The sequence below is a fragment of the Hydrogenophaga sp. genome (assembly GCF_019264445.1).
GTDB lineage: Bacteria > Pseudomonadota > Gammaproteobacteria > Burkholderiales > Burkholderiaceae_C > Hydrogenophaga.
The window spans coordinates 25,092-48,223 of the sequence record NZ_JAHVAB010000081.1 but is presented as its reverse complement, the minus strand read 5'-3'; the positions used below and the strand labels follow the sequence as shown (position 1 = coordinate 48,223).

Here is a 23,132-nt window from a genome sequence, read left to right as displayed (position 1 = left end):
CCAAAGAAAAAGCCGCCCGATGGCGGCTTTTTCTTTGGGACCGAAGACCTCGATCGATCAAGGCTTGGTGACAGCGGCCTTGGCATCAGCGGCCACTTCCTTGGCCTTGTCGGCCGCGTCCTTGGCGGCGTCCATCGTGGCGTTGCCCGCAGCCTTGGCGGCATCGGCGGTGGCAGCGCCTGCTTCCTTGGCGGCATCAACGGTGGCGGCGGTGGCTTGCTTGGCAGCATCGGCGGCCGCAGCGCCCGCTTCCTTGGCGGACTCGGCAGCACCCGCCATGGAAGGCGCAGGTGCGGCAGCAGGTGCCGGAGCGGCCACAGGGGCTTCTTCCTTCTTGCCGCAGGCAGACAGGGCGATGGCGGCCAGCAGGCTGGCGAGCAGGATGGACTTTTTCATGATGACGTTTCCTATGAATGAAGGGGATTGAACCGGCGCGGATGATACCGCCCTCATCTGGTGCACCCGTTCGTGCGCTGGCATTTTTTACGCTTTTTCACAGCCCCAGCGTGGACGCCGGAAAAGCCGACGATCCCTTCAGCCACCACTGATGCAGCTGTTCCTGCAGGGCCACACGGCGCTCGGCATCGCGGCTCACCACCATGGTGCATCGCACCGTATCGAGGCGTTGCAACGTCCACCCGGGCGACCACAGAACACTGGGCAACTCATCGGCCGACGCGCTCGCGCATCCCTGTGCCTCCACCAGATGCGACCAGGTGGTGCGCCATTGCACGAAACGAGGATGTTGCAGCCGAAGCGCGCTGTAGTCGCGCGCCAACAGCTGCAGGGTGCGTCCACGGCGAGCCCAGGCATTCAACGAAGCCACCACCTCGCGCTCGCCCAGCGGCCAGTCGGTGAAGTCGGGGTCGCACAGCACGATCCGCATCCAGCCTTCCTGGGCCGCAACCGCCAGGGCCTGCCGCACGAGGTCAACGAAAGCCGTGCGGCCCGACAGCCGTCCCTCGGGCAACGGCGATGGTGGGCTTGCATGGACGGGTTCGGTCATGGGACGCTCCACAGGCCATCGCGACAGCTGATCAGGCGGGGTCGAGCCGGCGCAGCCAGCCTGCCTCGAACCAGTCCTGCAAAAGGGCTTTCGCATCCTCGCTGGCGCGCGCGACGTGCCGGGCATCCAGCACCCGCTGGTCAGCCAGCAGTCGCATCAAACGGGCGTCGGCGCCGCCTGCGCGAAAGCTCTCACCGTTGATGAAGATGTGGCGGTCGTCGTACATCATGCGGGTGCGCCGGTCCAGGCGGACCGCCCCGAGCGCCCAGTCGCCCTCCGGCTCATCGAACCAGACGCGCGGTTTGGGCTCCGTCATGACTTCGCCCAGCGCACAGGCCAGCGACTCACGCTCGGCGAGCAAACGCTGCAAGGCGTCTGCGGCAAACGCCTCAAGGGCGACGGGCATGGCCGCGGGGTGGGCTGTGGCGGTCTGCTGCGGATCGCGAAAAAGCGTGTCGTCGTCGAGCTCGTCGGCCATGCGCTGCAGCAGTTCACCAGCAAGTCCACCACGCTGAGGCGCGCGAAAACCAATGGAACAGGTGGTGCAGTCGCCGCCCACCGCATCACCGTCGTGCGCCCAGCGTGGAGGCAGGTACAGCATGTCACCCGGGTTGAGCACATGTTCTTCTTCAGGCTCGAAGTGGCTGAGGATCTTGAGCGGCACGTCGGGTTGCAACGAGAAATCTTTCTGTCGGCCAATCCGCCAGCGCCGTTGTCCGCTGGCCTGCAGCAGGAACACGTCGTAGCTGTCAAAGTGTGGCCCGACACCGCCGGTGTCGCTGGCCCAGGAAATCATCAAGTCGTCCAGGCGCGCATCCGGCACGAAGCGAAAGCGCTGCAGCAGTGCATGCGCAGCCTCCAGGTGCTGGTCCACACCCTGCACGAGCAGCGTCCAGCCCGGCTGCTTGAGGGGGGGCAACTGCGAGCGCGCCAGCGGGCCATGCCGCAGCGTCCAGCCGTGCGGCTTGCGCACGATCAGGCGCGACTCGACCGCTTCGCTGGCGGCCAGATCAAACAGCTGCTGCCGGTTCAAGAGCGGCAAGCCTGCGGTCACCGCGCCTCGAATGAGCAGGGGCTTCTTCTGCCAGTGGCGGCGCATGAACTGCGCCGGGGTGAGGCCCCCCAGCAAGTCGCAGGGAAGATCGGGCGCGGGCGCGGTGGAGATGGGCGGTCTGGATGTCGAGGTGTGGGGCATGGGACAATTGTCGGATGAAAATCAACCAACAATGCGTGGTCGCACTGACCTGGACCCTCAAGGACACGCTGGGTGAAGAGCTCGATGTGCTCGACGAACCCGTGGAGTTTCTGGTCGGAGGCAGCGACCTGTTGGCCAAGATCGAAGAAGCCTTGCTGAACCATTCGGCAGGCGATACGGTCGACCTGCACCTCGAGCCCGCCGACGGCTTTGGCGACTACGACGATCGCCTGCTGTTTCTGGAGCCACGCCACCTGTTCCCCGACGAGCTTGAGGAAGGCATGGGCTTCGAAGGCTTGCCGCCCGGGTGCAACCCCTCAGCGCCTCGGGACCGCCTGTATTTTGTGAGCGACATCTACCCCGAGCATGTGGTGCTCGACGGCAACCACCCGCTGGCCGGGATCGCGCTGCGCATCAGCCTGAAGGTGCACGCGGTGCGGGAGGCGCAGGAAGGCGAAGTGGGCAAAGGCACGCTGGGCACCGGTTTCTTCCGTATGCAGGTGGACGAGCCCGACGAGCTGCAAGGCCCGGGTATCACGCCACCGGGCCCGCGCACCCTGCACTGAAGGCGGTCAGCCGCGCCCCGTCGAGCCGTAGCCGCCGGTGCCGCGTTCGCTCGCGGAGGCGAAATCGTCCACCACGTTGAATTGCGCCTGCACCACCGGCACGATGACCAGCTGCGCGATGCGCTCCATGGGCTCGATGGTGAAGGCGACGTCGCTGCGGTTCCACGCGCTCACCATGAGCTGTCCCTGGTAGTCGCTGTCGATCAAGCCGACCAGATTGCCCAGCACGATGCCGTGCTTGTGACCCAGACCTGAGCGCGGCAGGATCAAGGCGGCATAACCCGGGTCGGCCAGATGAATCGCCAGCCCCGTGGGCACGAGCTGCCAAGCGTTGGGCGCGAGTTCCAGCGGCGCATCGAGGCAGGCCCGCAGGTCCAGGCCGGCACTCCCTGGCGTGGCGTAAAGAGGCATCTGACGGGTCAGGCGCGGATCCAGGATGCGGACGTCAATTTTCATGGAAGGCAAAGGCGGAAAAGCGTCGGTGGGAACAAAAAGGCCCGCTGCAAGCAGCGGGCCAACTTTGGGGTACACGGTGGAGCCGGCTACGCCGGCCCACCGATGCGCTCCTGAAGATCAGATCTTCACGCCGCTCATGTACTGGTTGAACGGGAACTCCGAGAAGCGGTTCCACAGGATCTGGTCGCGCTGGAAGGCGCGCATGTCCTGGTGGATCTTCTTGAAGGTGGGCGACTTCGCCTCGTGCTCGGCAAACACTTCCATGCAAGCCTTGAAGCCAGCGTCGATCACGGCCTTGGGGAAGGCCTTGAGCTGGGTCTTCTCGGCCACCAGTTTCTTCAGGGCGATCGGGTTCACGGCATCGTACTTGGCGGTCATGTCGGTGGCGGCAACGGCCATGGCCGCATTCAGGATCGCCTTGTTCTCATCGGAGAGCGCGTTGAACTTCTTCAGGTTGATGAAGAACTCCAGATCGGCGCCGCCTTCCCACCAGCCGGGGTAGTAGTAGAACGGAGCGACCTTGTTGAAACCGAGCTTGGCATCGTCGTGCGGGCCGACGAATTCGGCCGCGTCCAGCGTGCCCTTTTCCAGGGCTTGGTACACGTCGCCGGCTGGCAGGTTCTGAGCAACCACGCCGAGCTTGGCCATGCCTTCACCGAACACGCCGCCACCCATGCGCATCTTCAGGCCCTTGAGGTCGGCGGCCGTCTTGATTTCCTTGCGGTACCAGCCGCCCATCTGCGTGCCGGTGTTGCCGGCGCTGGCGGTCTTGAAGTTGTACTGGGCGAAGAATTCGTCGAGCAGCTTGCCGCCGTTGCCGTGCTGTTTCCAGGCGGTGTTCTGGCGTGCCGTCAGGCCAAAAGGTACCGCGCAGCTGAAGGCGAAAACGGGGTCCTTGCCGGTGAAGTAGTAGGCGGCCGACTGGGCCATGTCGATGTTGTCACCTTGCAGGGCATCGACCACACCGAAGGCTGGCATGAGTTCACCAGCGGGGTGCACGGAGATCTCGAACTTGCCACCCGACAGGGCCTTGACGGTCTGCGACAGCTTCTCGGCGCTGCCGAAGATGGTGTCCAGCGAACGCGGGAAACTCGAGGCCAGGCGCCAGCGCACGGCGGCTTGCGCGTGCACGGCCGGTGCCACACCAGCGGCCAGCACACCGGCCAGACCTGCACTCTTCACGATAGAACGACGATCCATTGAGATTGCTCCAGGATTGCTTGAAAAAGCTTGAAAGAAAAGCGCCCCCACTGAAGGGCGGGCGCCGAGACAAAACGATATTCGATTCTATTGATAACGATGGCGTCCGAGAGGCGAAGCGGCCGAGGGTTTTCCCTCGACGCTCTCAGCCATTCACGGGCCGCGCACCGTCAGCGGTGATCATTTGCGCCCGAGGGCGTCCTGCATGGCCTTCATGGGGTCGTCTTCCGCCAGGGGCTTGGTGTCTGCCGCAGCACCACCCGCGCCGTCGGCGGGTGCAGCTGGTGGCGCCTCACCACCTTCTGCGGGTTCGGCTTTCTCGTCGGCGCCGTATCCACCGCCACTGCCGTATTCGCCGTCCGCCGCGGGATTGAGGCTGTCGCGCATCTGCTCGCCCACCGCCTTGAGGTCGTAGTCCCCGGCTTTGTCGAGGTTGCCGGTGACCAGACCCGGGAAAGCGATGAGCACGCCCACCATGAAGAGCTGAATGATCAGGAAGGGAATGGCACCCTTGTAGATCTGCATCGTGGTGACCGGGTCCATCACCTTGTTCGTCACGCGATCGACGTACGGCTTGTCGGGCGCCACCGAGCGCAGGAAGAACAGAGCGAACCCGAAGGGTGGGTGCAGGAACGAGGTCTGCATGTTCACCGCCAGCAAGACCCCGAACCAGATCAGGTCGATGCCCAGCTTGTCGGCCACGGGCGCCAGCAGCGGCACCACGATGAACGAAAGCTCGAAGTAGTCGAGGAAGAAGGCGAGGAAGAAGATCATGATGTTCACCACGATCAGGAACCCCACCGGCCCACCGGGCAGATCCGAGAGCAGGTGCTCCACCCAGATAGGGCCATCGGCGGCCTGGAACACCAAGCCAAAGATCGTGGCACCGATCAGGATGAACATCACGAAGCTGCCCAGCTTGGTCGTGGTGGCCAGCGCTTGCTTGAGCAGTTGCATGCTCAGGCGCTTGCGCACCAGCGCCATGATCAGGGCCCCCATGGCGCCCATGGCCCCACCCTCGGTCGGCGTGGCAATGCCCAGGAAGATGGTGCCCAGCACAAGGAAGATCAGCAGCAGCGGCGGGATCAGCACGAAGGTCACGCGCTCGGCCAGCCGCGAGAGCAGGTTCAGCTTGGCGTATTTGTTGGCCAGCGCAATCATGAGCGCCACAAACGCCCCCCCGCCCATGGCCACCACGATCTTCTCGTCGGTGGGTACGGACGTCACCTCTTGGCCCAGCCACCAAGTGTGTACTTCGGGCATGTAGCGCGCCAGCACGATGGAGACCATGAACGAGATCACCATCACCACCAGCAACGACTGGTAGCCGCCGCTGCCGTTGGGCTCGCGGTAGATGCGCGCCTCCAGCGGCAGCGCAGGCACGCTGGCAGGCTTCAGGAAAGCCAGGCAGGCGATGTAAAGCACATAGCAGCCCACCAGCATGAAGGCGGGAATGAACGCGCCTTTGTACATGTCGCCCACGCTGCGGCCGAGCTGGTCGGCCATGATGATGAGCACCAGCGATGGCGGAATGATCTGCGCCAGCGTCCCGGAAGCCGCGATCACGCCGCTGGAGAACTGACGGTCGTACCCATACCGCAACATGATGGGCAGCGAAATCAAACCCATCGAGATGACCGAAGCGGCCACCACGCCGGTGGTGGCGGCCAGCATGGCGCCTACCAGCACCACGGCCAGCGCCAGGCCGCCGCGCATCGGGCCAAACACCTGACCCACGGTGTCCAGCAGGTCTTCAGCCATCCCGCTGCGCTCCAGGATCAGGCCCATGAGCGTGAAGAAGGGCACCGCCAGCAACGTGTCGTTGGCCATGATGCCGATGAGACGCTGTGGCAACCAGGCCAGCACCGAGGAGGGGAACACGCCCATCTCAATCCCGAGGATGCCGAACGCGAGGCCACAGGCGCCCAGGCTGAAGGCCACCGGAAAACCCAGCAGCAGGAACATGATGAGCCCCGCAAACATGATCGGGGCGAAGTTCGCAGCAATGAATTCCATGATCGATATCCCCGCCGGTTAGTGGGAAGCGGGGGCGGCTTTGGCCGCTTCGCGTTGGCGAAGGATTTCGGCCAGCTCTTCCTCGGCGGATTTCTCACCGGCCTTGATGGTCGGATCGGGGCCACGGCCATTGAGGAAAGCCACACGCTTGATCAACTCGGACCAGCCCTGCAGCATGAGCAGGACGAAGCCTGCCGGGATCGCCAGCCACACCGGCCAGCGGATCAGGCCGCCGGGGTTGCCCGACATTTCGCCCGAAGCGAACTTTTCCATGAGCACCGGCACGCCATAGAACAGCACCAGCAGGCACACAGGCGTGAGGAAGAACGCAAAGCCCACGATGTCGATCCAGATCTGCACCCGCTTGGGCAGGCGGCTGTTGATCACGTCGATGCGCACGTGCTCACGGTTGAGCAGGGTGAAGCCCGCTGCAATGAGGAAAGACCAGGCAAACAGGTACCACTGGATTTCCAGGAAACCGTTGGAGCTGGTGTTGAAGATGTAGCGCACGAGCGCGTTGACGGCGCTGATGACCGTCGAGCCCATGATCAGCCAGATGGCGTACTTGCCAACCCAGGCATTGAGCGCGTCAACGGCGCGAGAGAAGCGGAGCAATGCGTCCATCGTGTGTCCCATTTCTTGTGAAAAATGATCCGCGGCCACCCCGTCGATGAATAAACAAACACGCAGCGAGCGGTGTGCTGCTGCGTGTGGGTGGAGGGGAGCCGGGATTGTAGGTGATGCCCTCGCACAAACGAGCGCGTTCTACAGGGTGGATACCCTGCAAAACCGGGCTTGCGCAGCGGGTGGGCGCTCAGCCCACGGCCTTCACCACCGGAGACAGGAGGCTGGAGAAACGCTCACGTATGGCGCGTTCGATGCCCGCTTCATCCAGCCCCAAGCCAGCCAGCAGCCGGCCAGGATCGCCGTGTTCGGTGAAGACATCGGGCAGCCCCAGCTGCAGCACGGGCAGCTCGAAGCCCTCTGCATGCAGCGCCTCCATCACGGCAGCGCCGGCCCCGCCCATCACGCTGCCTTCCTCCACGGTCACGAGGGCATCGTGCGTCGCCGCCAGCTCGCGCAGCAACTCGAGATCGAGGGGCTTCGCCCAACGCATGTTGGCCACGCTGGCACCCAGCTTCTCGCCCACTCCAAGCGCGGGATACAGCAGCGTCCCGAAGGCCAGAATCGCAATGCCATGTCCCTTGCGGCGCCACTCGCCACGGCCGAACGGCAAGCCTTCGAGCCCGGCGGGCTGTGCGACGCCAGCCCCCGCGCCACGCGGGTAGCGCACCGCCACCGGCTGGTTCTGGGCAAACGCGGTGCTCAGCAATTGCCTGCACTCGGCTTCGTCGGCCGGACAGGCCACCGCCATGTTGGGAACGCAGCGCAGGTAGGCGATGTCGTAGGCACCGGCGTGCGTGGCGCCATCGGCACCCACCAGGCCCGCACGGTCCAGTGCAAACACCACCGGCAGGTTCTGCAGGGCCACGTCATGAATGAGCTGGTCGTAAGCGCGCTGCAGGAAGGTGGAATAGATGGCCACCACCGGCTTCATGCCCTCACACGCCAGACCTGCTGCGAAGGTCACGGCGTGCTGCTCGGCGATGCCCACATCGAAGTAGCGGGCCGGGAACCGGCGCTCGAACTCCACCATGCCCGAGCCCTCGCGCATGGCCGGCGTGATGCCCACCAGCCGCGCGTCGGCCTCGGCCATGTCGCACAACCATTTGCCGAAGACCTGCGTGAAGGTGGTCTTGGGCGGCTTGGCAGGCTTGGTCAGGCCCACGGCGGGGTCGAACGTGCCGGGGCCGTGGTAGGCCACGGGGTCCGCCTCGGCGAGCTTGTAACCTTGGCCTTTTTTGGTGACCACGTGCAGGAACTGCGGCCCACTGTCGGTGTCGAGCAGGTGGCGGATGTTCTCGAGTGTGGGAATGAGCGACCCGAGGTCGTGGCCATCGATCGGTCCGATGTAGTTGAAGCCGAACTTCTCGAACAGCGTGGCCGGCACCACCATGCCCTTGGCATGCTCTTCGAACCGCTTGGCCAGCTCGAACAAGGGCGGCGCGCCTTTGAGCACCTGCTTGCCGACGTTCTTGGCGGCCGCATAGAACTGGCCGCTCATGAGTTGCGCGAGGTAGCGGTTGAGCGCACCCACCGGCGGCGAAATCGACATGTCGTTGTCGTTGAGCACCACGAGCAGGCGACCATCGGCCACACCCGCGTTGTTCAGCGCCTCGAAGGCCATGCCCGCGGTCATGGCGCCGTCGCCGATGATGGCCACGGATTTGCGCGAGTCGCCCTGGATCTTGGCGGCCATGGCCATGCCCAGCGCCGCCGAAATGCTGGTGGAGGAATGCGCGGTGCCGAAGGTGTCGTACTCACTCTCCTCGCGGCGCGGGAAGCCACTGATGCCACCGAGCTGGCGCAAGGTGTCCATGCGGTCGCGCCGACCCGTGAGGATCTTGTGGGGATAGGTCTGGTGGCCCACGTCCCACACCAGCCGGTCTTCCGGCGTGTTGAACACATAGTGCAGCGCCACCGTGAGCTCCACCGTGCCGAGGTTGGAACTCAGATGCCCCCCCGTGCGTGCAACGCTCTGCAGCAGGAAGGAGCGCAGCTCTTCGGCCAGCGGGGGCAGCTGTGCGCGCGAGAGGCGGCGCACGTCGGCAGGGGATTCAATGGACGACAGCAGGGAACTCATGGGGGGTGTCGCTTGGGTCATGTTGGTTGGGTCCGGCGCCGGGCTCAGGAGACACGCCGCCCCACCCAGTCGGCCAGGGCGTGCAGGGTGGAGGTGTGCGCGAGGCCGCAACGGCCCAGGGCGTCATGGGCCTGGCTCAGCACGCGGTCGGCGTAGGCCTGGGCCTGCGCCAGTCCCATCAGGGAAACGAATGTGGGCTTGTCGGCCGCAGCATCCTTGCCAGCGGTCTTCCCCAGGGTGGCCGAGTCGGCAGTCACGTCCAGGATGTCGTCGACCACCTGAAACGCCAGGCCCACGCAGGCACCGTACTCGGCCAGCAAGGCCAGGGTCTGGGGCGGTGTGTGGCCGGTGGCAGCGCCCATGGTCACGCTGGCCTTGAGCAAGGCGCCGGTCTTGCGCCGGTGCATCGCCTCCAGCGACGGCTGGTCCAGGGCAACGCCGACGCTGGCCAGATCAACGGCCTGGCCACCGGCCATGCCGTCCGCACCGGCCGACAGCGCCAGCAGCCGGCACAGGCGCGCACTCATGGCATCGCTCACGCTGCCGTCGTCCGGCACGAGCAGCTCGAAAGCGAGCGCCTGCAAGGCGTCGCCTGCCAGCAAGGCCTGGGCCTCGCCAAACCGCACATGAACCGTGGGCTTGCCACGGCGCAACACGTCGTTGTCCATGCAGGGCATGTCGTCGTGCACCAGGGAATAGGCGTGGATGAGCTCCACAGCGCAGGCCGCTCGCAGGGCCGCAGCCGCCTGCCCGCCCACGGCCTCGCAGGTGGCCAGCACGAGCAGCGGGCGCAAGCGCTTGCCGCCATCGAGCACGGCATAGCGCATGGCGTCGCCCAGGCCCGCGGGCGCATCGGCAGGCACCCAGCGCTCCAGCGCACGCTCCACGGCGTCCTGCTGTGCGAGGCGCCAGGCCGCGAAGTCGCGGGTGTCGGACAACGCGGCGCTCACGCGGCGTCCCAGGGTTTGAGTGCGCCACCTTCGAGGACCTTGATCTGGTTCTCGACATCTTCAAGCCGCGCGCGACAGAAAGCCAGCAGTTCGGCACCGCGCTGGTAGCGCGTGAGCAACTGGTCCAGCGGGAGTTGTCCCGCGTCGAGCTGGGCCACCAGTTGCTCCAGCTCTTCCAGAGCGGCCTCGTAAGAGGCCGGGGCACTGGGCGACGAGACGGTACGGGCGGCGCGAGAGGGGGACGGAGTGGGCATGGATCCTGTGTGCTGGGGCCCTTCGCAGGCCACACGACCGCTTGCGTCGTGGGACCGGGCGGGCGACATGGCCCGACCGTGATGTGCTGAAGCTGGCCTTGATAAAGCGGCATTTTATGCCCGGCGGGCCCATTGCCCCCCGGGGTACAATCCGCGTTCTTTTTTTCTCCCATCTCTTCACCACGGACAGGCCTTGTCCGGAGGGACGCAACACCCACCCATCCCGCGCGAATTCGTCTGACGAGCACAGCGCTTACCCTGCCCCTTCATAGGGGGAGTCTCTAGGTCAGGACCACATGTCTGATTTAAGTCTTCAACTGCAGCAGGCCGCAAGCCAACTACCAGTTTCCAGCTACTTCAGCGAGGCGCTTTTCCAGCGCGAAAAGGAAACCCTCTTCCAGCGCGGGCCCCGGTATGTGGGGCACCAACTTGCCGTCCCCAACGTGGGGGACTACCACGTGCTGCCGCAGGAAGCCGGCGGGCGCGCGCTGGTGCAAACGCACAAGGGCGTCGAGCTTGTCTCCAACGTCTGCCGCCACCGCCAGGCCATGATGCTCAACGGCCGCGGCAACCTGAGCGAGACACGCAGTGGCAGCGCGGGCGGCAACATCGTCTGCCCCCTGCACCGCTGGACCTACAGCGGCACGCACGGCGAACAGGCCGGGCGCCTGCTGGGCGCTCCGCACTTCGAGCACGACCCCTGCCTGAACCTCAACAACTACCCGCTGCGCGAGTGGAACGGCCTGCTGTTCGAGGACAACGGCCGCGATGTGCAGGCCGATCTGGCGAACATGGGGCCGCGTGCCGCCCTCAACTTCGAGGGCATGGTGCTCGACCATGTGGAGCTGCACGAGTGCAACTACAACTGGAAGACGTTCATCGAGGTCTACCTGGAGGACTACCACGTCGCTCCCTTCCACCCGGGCCTGGGCGGGTTCGTCACCTGTGAAGACCTGCGCTGGGAGCTCAAGCCGGCGTACTCGGTACAGACGGTGGGCCCCGCCAACCTGCTGGGCAAAGCCGGCAGCCCGGTGTACCAACGCTGGCACGAGCAGCTCATGCAGTACCGCCAGGGCAAGATGCCCGAGCACGGTGCGATCTGGCTCACGTATTACCCGCACATCATGGTCGAGTGGTATCCCCACGTGCTGACGGTGTCCACGCTCCATCCGGTCAGCGTGGACAAGACCCTGAACATGGTGGAGTTCTATTACCCGGAAGAAATCGCGGCTTTCGAGCGCGAGTTCGTCGAAGCCCAGCGGGCCGCCTACATGGAGACCTGCATCGAGGACGACGAGATTGCCGAGCGCATGGATGCCGGCCGCAAAGCGTTGCTGGCGCGCGGTGACAACGAGGTCGGCCCCTACCAGAGCCCGATGGAAGACGGCATGCAGCATTTCCATGAGTGGTACCGCCGCCAGATGGCAGGTCCACTGGCGGACTGAGGCGATCGGTCTGTCCACTTGCGTCTCACCCGCCACGGGGGCCTGAACCATGCAGGCCTTGTGGATGCTGCTCGCCTCGGTGCTCTTCGCCACCATGGGCGTGTGCATCAAGTTCGCGTCGAGCCACTTCAACAGCTTCGAGATCGTGTGTTACCGCGGCCTCGTGGGCATGGTCTTCCTGATCGGCATGACACGCGTGAACGGCGTGTCGTTGCGCACCCAGGTGCCCATGATGCATGTCTGGCGCAGCATCGTCGGCACCATCTCGCTGACTGCCTGGTTCTTTGCCATTGCCGCCCTTCCACTGGCCACGGCCATGACGCTGAACTACATGAGCAGCGTGTGGATCGCGGCGTTCCTGCTAGGTGGCGCGCTGCTCGTGCAGGGCCGCAACGCGCCGATCCGCCAGCAAGGGCCCCTGTTCCTCACCGTGCTCGCGGGGTTCGCCGGCGTCGCGATGATGCTGCGCCCCACGCTGGCAGAAAGCCAGATGCTGGGCGCGCTGGTGGGGCTGCTCTCCGGCATCTTTGCCGCGTTCGCCTACCTCCAGGTGGCGGCGCTGTCGCGCGCGGGCGAACCCGAGAGCCGCACGGTGTTCTATTTTTCGGTGGGTGCCGTGCTCGCAGGCGGGCTGGGCATGCTCTTCGTGGGTGTGAGTCCATGGCACTGGCCCAGTGCGCTGTGGCTGCTGCCCATCGGGGTGCTAGCGCTCTTCGGCCAGCTGTGCATGACGCGCGCCTACTCGCGCGGCGCCACCATGGTGGTGGCCAACCTGCAGTACTCCGGCATCGTGATGGCGGGCATCTACGGCATCATTTTCTTCGGCGAACAGCTGCCCCTCATCGGCTGGCTGGGCATGGCCCTGATCATCGTCAGCGGCATCACGGCCACGGTGCTGCGCACCCGCACTGTGCCCAATGCACCCGCCGAAGAACATTGACTTGTGACTGCTCCACAATCCGGCCATGTACACCACCCTCATCACCGCCCCACAACTGCAAGCGCTCATGTCCAGCGGCACGCCCCTTTGCGTGTTCGACTGCACCCACGAGCTGATGAACCCCGATGCGGGCCAGGCCCAGTTTGAGAGCGAGCACATCCCGGGATCGGTCCACGTTCACCTGGACCGCCATCTCAGCGACAAGGTCGCCCCCGACCGCGCCAGCGGCGGGCGCCACCCCCTGCCGTCGCGCGCCACCTTCGCCGCCCGAATGGGCGCGCTGGGCTTGGGCAACGGCGTGCAGGCCGTGGTGCTCGACCGCCAGGCGATCACCACCAGCGGGCGCTTGTGGTGGATGCTGAAGTGGTGCGGCCATGAGGCCGTGGCGGTGCTCGACGGCGGCCTGGCGGCCTGGAAGGCCGCTGGCGGGGCGGTGCAAAGCGGCCCCGGCCCAACGGTGGCGCCGGCCACGTTTGAACTGCAAGACGAACGCGCGTCGCTCGTCAACACCCAGGACATTACCAACGCACTCGGACGACCCGCCATGTCCCTCATTGATGCCCGGGCCGGTGCGCGCTTTCGCGGAGAAACGGAGCCGCTGGACCCCGTGGCGGGCCACATTCCCGGTGCACTCAACCGCCCGTTTGCAGACAACGTTCAGCCTGACGGCCGATTCAAACCCGCCGCCCAGCTGCGCGCCGAGTTCGAGCAGCTGCTTGCGGGCCGCGATCCGGCCACGGTGGTGCACCACTGCGGCAGCGGCGTGAGCGCGGTGCCCAACCTGCTGGCCATGGAGATGGCGGGCATGGGTCGCACACGGCTCTACGCGGGCAGCTGGAGTGAGTGGTGCAACACCCCGGGTGCGCCCATCGCACAGGGTTGAAGCCACCAGAAAACCCCTTTGCCCATGCCAGCGAACCCGACCCGTCCGCCCGACAATTTGCCCGGGACGCTTCCCACCGAAGCGCAGCGAAAAAGAGTGCTGGAGTTGCTGGCACTGCTGACCGGTCTGGCAGCCGTCGTGGTGATGCTGATCGATTTCGTGGTGGCCAGCCCCGGACAACGCGAAGCATGGATTGCGGGTTGCCTGGCGGTGGTGTCGGGCGTGGCCTACGCGCTGGTGCGCTCGAACCGCATGCGGTACGTCGCCCACCTGGTGGTGGTGGGCACGCTGTGCACCGCGATCATGTCGGTGATCACCTACGGCTCGGTGCGAACAGCGGTGGGTTTCCTGTTTGTCGCGGCAGTGGCTGGCGCCGGCACATTCCTCGGGCGCAACGCGCTGATCGCCACCGTGGCGGCCAGTGTGGGGGCGCTCGGTGTGCTCACCCTGGCAGAGGTCAATGGGTGGTTCAGCGCCACGCCCTATTTCGAGGTGGGACTGCGGGTGTGGATCACCCACTCGGCCACGGTGATCGTCGTGGGTGTGATGGTCTACCACAGCGGTCGCCAGCTCAGGGAGGCTTTCGAGCGCCAGCGTGAAGAGCTGGAGCTGCGCAGAAAAACCGAACAGCAGCGCGACCGCAGCCTGGAGCGCTTCGCCCGCATCTTCCACAACAGCCCGAGCCCCATGATCGCGCAGTCGGCACGCTCCGGCATGATCCTGGACGTCAACCCCGCCTTTGAACGCTGCTACGGATTCACCCGCGCCCAGGCACTGGGAAGGGAAGACAGCTTCCTCTGGTCGGACCCGCAACAGCGCGAGGCGTACATGAGCCTGCTCTTCGCCAACCGCCGCGCCGAGCAATACCCGGCGCGCGGCCTGCGCGCCGACGGCAGCACCTTCGAGGCCCTGATCTCCAGCGAGATGGGCAACGATCGCGAAGACAAGCTGATCATCACCAGCATCCACGACGTGAGCGCCCAGAACGAGGTGATGGAACGCCTGCGCCGCTCCGAAGAGCGCTTTGCCAAAGCGTTCCACTTCAGCCCCCTGAACATGACGATCACGCGGCTGTCGGACGGCGCCATCATCGACGTCAACCGCGCCCAGGACCGCGCACAAGGCTTGATGCCCGATGAGATCAAGGGCAAGACCTCGGTGGAAATCGGCGCCTGGCTGACGCCGCAGGACCGCGAAGCCTTCGTGGCGCAACTCCTGCGCGACGGCCACATCGACGGCTATGAAACCCGCATGCGGCACAAGAATGGTTCGCTGGTGGACGCACGCGTGTGGGCCGAGCTGCTGGACCTCGACGGCGAACCCAGCATCCTGGCGTGCACCGTCAACATCAGCGAGGAAAAGCAGCGCGAGGCCTTGCTGCTCAACGTGGCGCGCGGCGTGGCCACCGAAACCGGCGAGGCCTTCTTCAGCGCCCTCACGCGCCACCTGTGCGAAGCCATCGGCTCCGACATGGTGGTGGTGGGCGAATGCCGCGACGACGGTCGCGTGCGCAGCCTGGCCATCCGCCAGAACGGGCAGGCCCGTCCCAACTTCACCTTCTCCATCGAAGGCACGCCCTGCGAACGCTCCTTGCAGATGCAAGACATGCTGATCTGCACCAGCGGCCTGGCCGAGCAGTTTCCGCGCGCCACGAGCCTGGTGGAATCCGGCTGCCAGGCGTACCTCGGCAAGGCGCTGCGCGACGCGGACGGCACCGCCATCGGCGTGATCTTTGCGCTGTGGCGCAAGCCTGTGGAGCTGCGGCAGGACACGCAGGCCCTGATTGCCATCTTCGCCAGCCGGGCCAATGCCGAGCTGGTGCGCCTGCGCCGCGATCGCGAGATCCAGCGGCTCAACGAGACGCTGGAGCAGCGCGTGCGCGAGCGCACGGCCGACCTGCAACAGCTCAATGCCGAGCTGGATTCTTTCGCCTACTCCGTGTCGCACGACCTGAAGTCGCCCCTGCGCGCCATCGATGGCTTCACGCGCCTGCTCGACGAGGAAGTCGGGCCGCGCCTGAGTGCGCAGGAGCGCCAGCTGCTCGATCGCGTGCTGGCCTCGACCCAGCGCATGGGCTCACTGATCCACGATCTGCTGGCGCTGGCGCGCGTGAGCCAGGGCGTGCTCGAACGCCGCAGCGTGAACCTGAGCGACATGGTCGAGAGCATCCTCGCGCAGGAGCGCCACAAGCACCCCGGGCGCGAGATCGAAACCCGCGTGGCCCCCGATCTCACCGCCCATTGCGACCCGCGCCTGGCGCGCATCGTGCTGGAGAACCTGCTGTCCAACGCGCTGAAGTACAGCCGCACCCGGGAAAAAACGCTGATCGAGTGGGGGCTGCTGCCGCCCATTGCGGGCGAGCCCCAGCTGTTTTACGTGCGCGACAACGGCGTGGGGTTCAACATGGCCTACGCCGACAAGCTCTTCAAGCCTTTCCAGCGCTTGCACATGCCCAGCGAGTTCGAGGGCACGGGCATTGGCCTGGCCACCGTGCGCCGCATCATCGAACGCCACGGTGGGCAGATCGCCGGTGAAGGCCAACCCGGCCAGGGAGCCCAGTTCCGCTTTTCTTTTGGCGAAACGCCAACCGACTGACGCAAGCGCTCAGTGCGCCAATCCGCTGACCACAGTGACCAGCGCAATACCCAAGGCCAGCCAGGCGATCTGGGCGAAAGTGGCCCCCAGACTCAGGCGTTTCTGCAGTTGTGGAATCAGGTCGGCCAGCGCCACATAGACAAAGCTGCTGGACGCTGCCACCAGGAAATACGGCAGGTAGTCCTGCAATTGCGTGAGCAGGAAATACCCCACCAGCCCGCCCAAGGCCGTGACCGTGCCCGCCAGCGACACCTTCACCAGCGCCGCGCGCGAGTTGCGGGAGGTGTGCCGCAGCACCACCAGATCGCCCATGTGGTGAGGCACTTCGTGGGCCAGCACCGCCAGCGCGGCCACCACGCCCAGGCGCATGTCGGCCATGAAAGCCGAAGCGATCAGGATGCCGTCGCCGAACGCGTGCACGCTGTCGCCAGCCAGCACGGTCCATCCGCCAGAGCGCAGCCCGTGATCGTGGTGATCGTGGTGATCGTGCGCATGGTGCGCGTGGCCATGGGCGTGCTCGTGAGGCGCATCGCCCTGGTGGTGTTCGTGGCCGTGGTGCCAGAGCTCGGCCTTGTCGAGCAGAAAGAAGAACACCAGCCCGGCCAGCAGCATGGCAAACAGCTCGTGCGCGCCGGCTTCGCTCTCGAACGCTTCGGGCAGCAGGTGCATGAAGGCCGTGGCCATGAGCGCGCCTGCGGCCAGACTGAGCATGTGCTGCGTGTAGCGCGCCAGCATGGCAAAGCTCAGCAAGGCTGCAAGCCAGACGCTGCCCACGCCGGCTGCGATGGTTCCGATCAGGATCGCAATCAGGGTCATGTTGTGTTGTTCGATTCTTCCGGCCAGCCGGCCCTGCATTCAGCCACAAAAAAGGGCCGCTTTTCAGCGGCCCTGGTCTCCTGGCGCGGCGGGATTCAGGCCACGCCGTGCTGCTTGAACCACGCCAGCGCGCGCTTCCAGCCATCCTCTGCCGGCTCCTTGCGAAAGCTCGGCCGGTAGTCGGCGTGGAAGGCGTGCGGGGCCTCCGGGTAGACCACAAAGCTGGAGGCCTTGGCCGCGGCATTGCCAGCGGCCAGCGCGGTTTTCATCTTATCAACCGTGTCAAGCGGAATGCCGGTGTCGGCCGCGCCATACAGCCCCAACACCGGGCCGTTGAGCCTGGCGGCCACGTCCACCGGGTGCCGTGGGTTCAGGGCGGTGGCGTCGCCCACCAGGCGGCCGTACCAGGCCACACCCGCCTTGACCGCCGGGTTGTGCGCCGTGTACAGCCACACCTGGCGCCCGCCCCAGCAGAAGCCGGTGATGCCCAGCTTGCTCGTGTCGCCACCGTTGGCGGCCGCCCATTTGACGGTGGCGTCCAGGTCGCCGAGCACCTGCTCGTCGGGCACCTTGGAGATCACTTCAGAAATGAGTTTGGCCATCTCGCCATAGCTCTGGGCATCGCCCTGGCGCACGAACAACTCGGGCGCGATGGCCATGTAGCCCGCCTTGGCAAAGCGGCGCGCGGTGTCAGCGATGTACTCGTGCACACCGAAGATCTCGGAGAGCACCAGCACCACCGGCAGGCCCGTCTTGCCGGCGGGTGCGGCGCGGTAGGCGGGCATCTTGAAACCGTTGACGTCAATCGTCACTTCGCCGGCCGTCAGGCCCTCGGCAGAGGTCTTGATGGCGGTCTGCGCCATCAGCGGCAGGGCGGAGGCCGCGTAACCCACGCCCAGCGCGGCCTTCAGCGCGGTGCGCCGGGTCGCGCCTTCGGCGCCGGATTGGCCTGGCAGCAACGCGGCCAGGTCTTGGGACATCTGTTCGTGCAACAAGAGAGTCTCCTCAAAGAAGGGTGAAGGGGGTTCGGCAGAGCGGCATTGTGGGCCGGCTCCCATACCAGAGGCGTGCGCTCAGAAAACGTTCATTCCGCAAGGGCCCGCCCGCGCGGTCGACCGTCTACTGCCAGCGCACTATTTTGAGGCGCTGCGCGCAACAAAGGCTCAAGCGCCGCCAGGGACCGTCGACACACCAGCCAAGCCTCAGGTTGAAAACCGATGTCCTCCCCATGAACATGATTCCGTCCTTTGCCCAACGGCGAGAGCCCCTGAGTTACAGCATCGACAAACTCGGTCGCCGCGACGAGATCGTGCTCAAGTCGTCCATGCGCGTGCTGGACCACCGCTTCCGGCACCGGTGGCACTGCGTTGAAAGCGGTGGCGACGTGCGCGTGACCACCGATGCCCAGGGCGACCACGCGGGCTCGGTGGTGATGCTCTATCTGGGGAGCGACACCATCGTCAAGAGCCTCACCATTCCCCTGCCGCTGCGCGCCGAGGAAGTCGAAGTTGCGTTTGACCACATGGGCGACACCCTGTTGCGCATCCGAAAAGGCCAGCGCAGGGGCACACCCCAGGAAACACCCCACGCGGGTGCGCTGCGAGGCACGCGGCGGCATGGCCACCCACAGCTCCCGCCTGAGGCGCTGTCGCTCCCGCACCCACTGGAGCCGGGCGCCGAGGTGCACATCGACGGCAAGCGCCTCGCAGGGGCGCGGTCACCGGGCTGGCTGGCGCGCCTGCGCGCACGCCGTGAACCCTGCCCGGATGTCGACTGACCTGGCCCGCCAGCCGCTCAGTGCGCCTGGTCCCAGTTCGGTCCCACGCCCACTTCCGCCAGCAGCGGCACCTTGAGCTCGGCCACGCCGGCCATGAGCCGCGGGATCTCGGTGCGCACCCAGTCCACCTCGCCTTCGGGCACCTCGAACACCAGTTCGTCGTGCACCTGCATGATCATCTTCGTGCCCCGCCGCTGTTCGTCCAGCGCGTTCTGCACCGCCACCATGCTCAGCTTGATGAGGTCGGCGGCCGTGCCCTGCATCGGCGCGTTGACCGCCTGCCGCTCCAGCGACGACAGCAGCGCGCCCTTGGCCGCCTGAATGCTCGGCAGCACCAGGCGCCGCCCGAACACGGTTTCCACATAGCCCTGGGCTTTGGCCTGGGCGCGGGTGTCGTCCATGTACCGCTTGACGCCGGCAAAACGCTCGAAGTAGCGGGTGATGTAGTTCTTGGCCGCGGTGTTGTCGATGCCCAGCGCCTTGGCCAGACCGAACGCGCTCATGCCGTAGATCAGGCCAAAGTTGATCACCTTGGCGTAGCGGCGCTGCTCGCTGCTCACCTGCGCGGTCTCCACGCCAAACACCTCGGCGGCCGTGGCGCGGTGCACGTCCAGACCGTCGTGGAAGGCGCGCAGCAGCGCTTCGTCGCCGCTGATGTGGGCCATGATGCGCAGCTCGATCTGCGAGTAGTCGGCGCTGGCAATGACATGCCCCGCCGGCGCCACGAAGGCTTCACGCACGCGCCGGCCTTCGGGCGTGCGGATCGGAATGTTCTGCAGGTTGGGGTCGTTGCTGGAGAGTCGGCCCGTCACGGCCACCGCCTGCGCGTAATGCGTGTGCACGCGACCGGTGCGCGGCAGCGCCAGCTGTGCGAGCTTGTCGGTGTAGGTGCCCTTGAGCTTGGAGAGGCCGCGGTGCTCCAGGATCTTGGCCGGCAAGGGGTAGTCCTCGGCCAGTTTCTCCAGCACCTCTTCGTCCGTGCTGCGCGCGCCGGTGGCGGTCTTCTTGATCACCGGCAGGCCGAGCTTGTCGAAAAAGATCTCGCCCAGCTGCTTGGGGCTGCTGAGGTTGAACGGTTGGCCCGCGATTTCGTAGGCCTCCTGCTCCAGCGCATGGATGCGTGAGCCCAGCTCGTGGCTCTGCCGGGCCAGCGTGGGCGCGTCGATCATCACGCCGTTGCGCTCGATGCGGTACAGCGCCTCGCTGCTGGCGATTTCGAGTTCGTAGATGAACTTGAGTTTCTCGTCGGCCTCGAGCTGTGGCCACAGCACGCCGTGCACATCCAGTGTCTGGTCGCTGTCTTCGCACGAGTATTCGGCTGCCTTGGCCACATCGACCTGGGCAAACGGAATCTGGTGCGCGCCCTTGCCGCACAGGTCTTCGTAATTGATGCCCTGGCGGCCCAGGTGGCGCTCGGCCAGGCTGGCCAGGCCATGCGGCTTGTGCACTTCGAGCACGTAGCTCTGCAGCATGGTGTCGTGCGCGTAGCCCTGCACCTCGATGCCATGGTTCGCAAACACATGCCGGTCGTACTTGACGTGCTGGCCGAGTTTGAGGCGCTTGGGGTCTTCCAGCCAGGGTCTGAGCCTGGCCAGCACCTCGTCCAGCGGCAGCTGCTCGGGCGCGTCGGGCCCGCTGTGCCGCAGCGGGATGTAGGCGGCCTCGCCCGGTGTCACGCTGAAGCTGATGCCCACGATCTCGGCGCGCATTTCGTCGAGCGAGGTCGTCTCGGTGTCCAGCGCCACCAGCTCGGCGGCCTGCAGGCGCGCCAGCCAGGCGTCGAACTGTTCCCAGGTCAGGATCGTGTCGTACTTCAGGTTGGTGGTGCGTTCGGCGCTGCCACTGAGGTCGGGCTCGTCGAACAGCCCGGGCGAGCCGTCGCCGGCCTTGCCTCTGGCTTTGCCCTTGCCCTGATGCTCCTCGATCTGCTCGGGCGGCGTGAGGTGCTGCGCCAGCGCCTTCACCAGCCCCTTGAAACCGTAGCGCTCGCCAAAAGCCATCAGGGCCTCGGAGTCCTGCCCGCCCACCGCAATCGCGTCCAGCGAAGGCAGGCCTGCGATGTATTCCGTCAGGTCGCAATCGGTCTTGATGGTGAGCAGCTCGCGGCCCTTGGGCAGCCAGTCGAGCGCATTGCGCAGGTTCTCGCCGGCGGCGCCCTTGATCTCGCCCGCGCGCGCCACCAGCGCCTCCAGCGAGCCGTACTCCGTCAGCCATTTCACGGCAGTCTTGGGGCCGACCTTGGGCACGCCGGGCACGTTGTCGACCTGGTCGCCCACCAGCGTCTGGTAGTCCAGCATCAGGCTGGGGGGCACACCGAACTCCGCCGTCACGCCCGCCACGTCACGCTTGCGGTCGTTCATGGTGTCGATGACGGTGATGTGCTCATTCACCAGCTGGCTCAGGTCCTTGTCGCCGCTGGAGATGATGCATTGAATGCCCTGCTTCGCCGCCACGTCGGCCAGCGTGCCGATCACGTCGTCGGCCTCCACACCGGGCACGTCCAGCACCGTCCATCCCAGCAGCTTCACCACCTCGTGGATGGGGGCGATCTGCGCGCGCAGGTCGTCGGGCATGGGCGAGCGGTTGGCCTTGTAGTCCGGGTACAGCGCGTCCCGGAAGGTCGGGCCCTTGGCGTCGAACACGCAGGCGGCGAAATCGGCCCGCACGTCCTTTCGCAGCTTCTGCATCATGTTGATCATGATGCGGATCGCGCCGGTCTTGAGCTCCGTGCCGTCAGGCAGCTTGGTGCTCATCGATTCACCGCCGGCAAAGAACGCGCGGTAGAGGTAACTGGAGCCATCGACCAGCAACAGGGTCTGGCCAGAGGCGGGAGCGGGTGTGGAGGCGTCGGACATGGGGGGATTGTGGCGGAGATCGGGTCCTGCCCGAGCGCCCGAAGGCGCGTTTCAACGGGTAACCGGCATGCCCCCTGGAGCGCCGCGCCCGCCCTGCCTTGCCTACAATGCCGCATGAACCCGATCACCCGCCACCCTGCCGCCGCACTCGCCCTGGGCCTGTGCCTTGCCTTGCCTGCCCTGGCCCAGGTGGCCCCGGCGGAGACACCCCCCCCAGCCGCCACAGCGCGCGACAACATCGAGCGCATCACCCACGAAGACAAGCTCACCCGCATCGACGAGCTGCGCGTGGGCGGCCAGACGCAAAGCATCGAGGTGCAACCCAAGAACGGCGCGCCGGCCTACCAGATTCAGCCCGACAACGGCAACGCGGCTGGCGGTGAAACCGGCGGCAAGCGCACCGGCAACGCCGGTCGCAGCAGCTGGCGCATCCTGAATTTCTGATTGCCCGCCACATGGCCGTTTACACCGAAGTCGCGTTCGACGAAGCCGCTGCCCTGCTCCACACCCTCCACCTGGGCGACCTCACCGAGCTCAAAGGCATCCAGGGCGGCATTGAAAACACCAACTATTTCGTGACCAGCGAGCGCGATGGCGCCACGCTGGAGCACGTGCTCACCGTGTTCGAGCGCCTGGGCTTCGAGCAACTGCCCTTCTACCTGCGCCTCATGGAGCATCTGGCGCAGGGCGGCATTCCGGTGCCTGCGCCCGCGGCCGATGCCCGGGGCGAGATCCTGTTCAAGGTGCAGGGCAAGCCAGCGGCCGTGGTGGCCAAGCTGCGTGGCAAGAGCGACCTGAGCCCCGGCGAGGCGCAATGCGAGGCGGTGGGCCGCACGCTGGCTCGCATGCACCTGGCCGGGCGCGACTTCGCCCTGAGCCAGCCCAACCTGCGCGGCCTGCCCTGGTGGAACGACACCGTGCCGGTGGTGCTGCCTTTCCTGAACGAATCGCAGGCGGCGCTCATCCGCACCGAACTCGCCTTCCAGAACCATGTGGCCCAGAGCCCGGCCTATGCCGCCCTGCCGCGCGGCCCGATTCACGCCGACCTGTTCCGCGACAACGCGATGTTCGACCAGGGCGAGCTCTCCGGCTTTTTCGACTTCTACTTCGCCGGCGTCGACACCTTCCTGTTCGACATTGCCGTCTGCCTCAACGACTGGTGCGTGCTGCACGACGCCGACCACGACGGCTCGCTGGACACGCCGCGTTCGCTGGCGCTGCTGGGCGCCTACCAGTCGGTGCGGCCCCTCACCGCTGCCGAGCGGCAGCTGCTGCCGGCCATGCTGCGCGCAGGCGCGCTGCGCTTCTGGATTTCCCGCCTCTGGGACCTGCACCTGCCGCGCGAGGCGGCGATGCTGCAACCCCACGACCCCCGCCATTTCGAACGCGTGCTGCGTGCCCGCGTGCGCGACACCCAGGCCCTGAACAGCCTGCTGCGCGACGACGCGCTGCAGACCGCCTGAGACCCCCACCT

The 23,132-nt window shown here is 66.1% G+C and carries 21 protein-coding genes; 8 read left to right on the top strand and 13 right to left on the bottom strand.

The window, feature by feature from the left end:
* Positions 1 to 57 precede the first annotated feature (57 nt).
* The 3 genes from KXJ60_RS18540 to KXJ60_RS18530 form a co-directional block, all read right to left on the bottom strand.
* A complete protein-coding gene (locus KXJ60_RS18540) occupies positions 58 to 396 on the bottom strand; it encodes a hypothetical protein (RefSeq protein WP_291131328.1) in 339 nt (112 codons plus the stop codon).
* A 97-nt stretch (positions 397 to 493) separates the two neighbouring features.
* Positions 494 to 1,006, bottom strand: coding sequence for a hypothetical protein (locus tag KXJ60_RS18535; protein ID WP_291131326.1), 513 nt, complete (start codon positions 1,004 to 1,006; stop codon positions 494 to 496).
* A gap of 31 nt (positions 1,007 to 1,037) precedes the next feature.
* Positions 1,038 to 2,105, bottom strand: a complete 1,068-nt coding sequence (locus KXJ60_RS18530) for a cupin domain-containing protein (protein WP_291131528.1) — start codon at positions 2,103 to 2,105, stop codon at positions 1,038 to 1,040.
* A 110-nt stretch (positions 2,106 to 2,215) separates the two neighbouring features.
* On the opposite strand from KXJ60_RS18530, the gene KXJ60_RS18525 reads away from it, so the two are divergent.
* Positions 2,216 to 2,767: a peptidylprolyl isomerase gene (locus tag KXJ60_RS18525; RefSeq protein WP_291131325.1), complete on the top strand. Its 552-nt coding sequence runs from the start codon at positions 2,216 to 2,218 to the stop codon at positions 2,765 to 2,767.
* 6 nt (positions 2,768 to 2,773) lie between these two features.
* On the opposite strand, the gene dut is transcribed toward KXJ60_RS18525, so the two are convergent.
* The 7 genes from dut to KXJ60_RS18490 all read right to left on the bottom strand — a co-directional run bounded on the left by dut (position 2,774) and on the right by KXJ60_RS18490 (position 10,347).
* On the bottom strand, positions 2,774 to 3,223 hold the full coding sequence (gene dut / locus KXJ60_RS18520; protein ID WP_291131323.1) for a dUTP diphosphatase: 450 nt from the start codon (positions 3,221 to 3,223) through the stop codon (positions 2,774 to 2,776).
* A gap of 117 nt (positions 3,224 to 3,340) precedes the next feature.
* The gene (gene dctP / locus KXJ60_RS18515; protein ID WP_291131321.1) at positions 3,341 to 4,423 is read right to left on the bottom strand and encodes a TRAP transporter substrate-binding protein DctP; all 1,083 of its coding nucleotides are present in this window, start codon (positions 4,421 to 4,423) and stop codon (positions 3,341 to 3,343) included.
* A 180-nt stretch (positions 4,424 to 4,603) separates the two neighbouring features.
* Positions 4,604 to 6,439 carry a TRAP transporter large permease subunit gene (locus tag KXJ60_RS18510; protein ID WP_291131320.1) on the bottom strand — a complete coding sequence of 612 codons (1,836 nt, stop codon included), beginning with the start codon at positions 6,437 to 6,439 and terminating at the stop codon, positions 4,604 to 4,606.
* 18 nt (positions 6,440 to 6,457) lie between these two features.
* On the bottom strand, positions 6,458 to 7,063 hold the full coding sequence (locus tag KXJ60_RS18505) for a TRAP transporter small permease subunit (protein ID WP_291131318.1): 606 nt from the start codon (positions 7,061 to 7,063) through the stop codon (positions 6,458 to 6,460).
* A gap of 190 nt (positions 7,064 to 7,253) precedes the next feature.
* Positions 7,254 to 9,143 carry a 1-deoxy-D-xylulose-5-phosphate synthase gene (dxs, locus tag KXJ60_RS18500; RefSeq protein ID WP_291131316.1) on the bottom strand — a complete coding sequence of 630 codons (1,890 nt, stop codon included), beginning with the start codon at positions 9,141 to 9,143 and terminating at the stop codon, positions 7,254 to 7,256.
* Positions 9,144 to 9,187: 44 nt separating this feature from the next.
* On the bottom strand, positions 9,188 to 10,030 hold the full coding sequence (locus KXJ60_RS18495) for a polyprenyl synthetase family protein (RefSeq protein ID WP_291131526.1): 843 nt from the start codon (positions 10,028 to 10,030) through the stop codon (positions 9,188 to 9,190).
* A 59-nt stretch (positions 10,031 to 10,089) separates the two neighbouring features.
* On the bottom strand, positions 10,090 to 10,347 hold the full coding sequence (locus KXJ60_RS18490; RefSeq protein ID WP_291131315.1) for an exodeoxyribonuclease VII small subunit: 258 nt from the start codon (positions 10,345 to 10,347) through the stop codon (positions 10,090 to 10,092).
* 296 nt (positions 10,348 to 10,643) lie between these two features.
* Here KXJ60_RS18490 and KXJ60_RS18485 point away from each other — a divergent pair, with 296 nt between their 5' ends.
* The 4 genes from KXJ60_RS18485 to KXJ60_RS18470 all read left to right on the top strand — a co-directional run bounded on the left by KXJ60_RS18485 (position 10,644) and on the right by KXJ60_RS18470 (position 16,210).
* On the top strand, positions 10,644 to 11,792 hold the full coding sequence (locus tag KXJ60_RS18485; RefSeq protein WP_291131313.1) for an aromatic ring-hydroxylating dioxygenase subunit alpha: 1,149 nt from the start codon (positions 10,644 to 10,646) through the stop codon (positions 11,790 to 11,792).
* A gap of 49 nt (positions 11,793 to 11,841) precedes the next feature.
* On the top strand, positions 11,842 to 12,732 hold the full coding sequence (locus tag KXJ60_RS18480) for a DMT family transporter (RefSeq protein ID WP_291131311.1): 891 nt from the start codon (positions 11,842 to 11,844) through the stop codon (positions 12,730 to 12,732).
* A gap of 25 nt (positions 12,733 to 12,757) precedes the next feature.
* A complete protein-coding gene (locus KXJ60_RS18475; protein ID WP_291131309.1) occupies positions 12,758 to 13,615 on the top strand; it encodes a sulfurtransferase in 858 nt (285 codons plus the stop codon).
* Between the two features lie 105 nt (positions 13,616 to 13,720).
* Complete coding sequence (locus tag KXJ60_RS18470) at positions 13,721 to 16,210, top strand: PAS domain S-box protein (protein WP_291131307.1); 2,490 nt, start codon at positions 13,721 to 13,723, stop codon at positions 16,208 to 16,210.
* A 9-nt stretch (positions 16,211 to 16,219) separates the two neighbouring features.
* On the opposite strand, the gene KXJ60_RS18465 is transcribed toward KXJ60_RS18470, so the two are convergent.
* On the bottom strand, positions 16,220 to 17,026 hold the full coding sequence (locus KXJ60_RS18465) for a ZIP family metal transporter (RefSeq protein ID WP_291131305.1): 807 nt from the start codon (positions 17,024 to 17,026) through the stop codon (positions 16,220 to 16,222).
* 95 nt (positions 17,027 to 17,121) lie between these two features.
* The gene (locus KXJ60_RS18460; RefSeq protein WP_291131304.1) at positions 17,122 to 18,021 is read right to left on the bottom strand and encodes a dienelactone hydrolase family protein; all 900 of its coding nucleotides are present in this window, start codon (positions 18,019 to 18,021) and stop codon (positions 17,122 to 17,124) included.
* Between the two features lie 233 nt (positions 18,022 to 18,254).
* On the opposite strand from KXJ60_RS18460, the gene KXJ60_RS18455 reads away from it, so the two are divergent.
* Complete coding sequence (locus KXJ60_RS18455) at positions 18,255 to 18,803, top strand: hypothetical protein (RefSeq protein WP_291131302.1); 549 nt, start codon at positions 18,255 to 18,257, stop codon at positions 18,801 to 18,803.
* Positions 18,804 to 18,820: 17 nt separating this feature from the next.
* On the opposite strand, the gene polA is transcribed toward KXJ60_RS18455, so the two are convergent.
* Positions 18,821 to 21,658, bottom strand: a complete 2,838-nt coding sequence (polA, locus tag KXJ60_RS18450; protein ID WP_291131300.1) for a DNA polymerase I — start codon at positions 21,656 to 21,658, stop codon at positions 18,821 to 18,823.
* Positions 21,659 to 21,772: 114 nt separating this feature from the next.
* Here polA and KXJ60_RS18445 point away from each other — a divergent pair, with 114 nt between their 5' ends.
* Positions 21,773 to 22,102: a hypothetical protein gene (locus tag KXJ60_RS18445; RefSeq protein ID WP_291131299.1), complete on the top strand. Its 330-nt coding sequence runs from the start codon at positions 21,773 to 21,775 to the stop codon at positions 22,100 to 22,102.
* A gap of 11 nt (positions 22,103 to 22,113) precedes the next feature.
* Positions 22,114 to 23,121, top strand: coding sequence for a homoserine kinase (locus KXJ60_RS18440; RefSeq protein ID WP_291131297.1), 1,008 nt, complete (start codon positions 22,114 to 22,116; stop codon positions 23,119 to 23,121).
* Positions 23,122 to 23,132 lie beyond the last annotated feature (11 nt).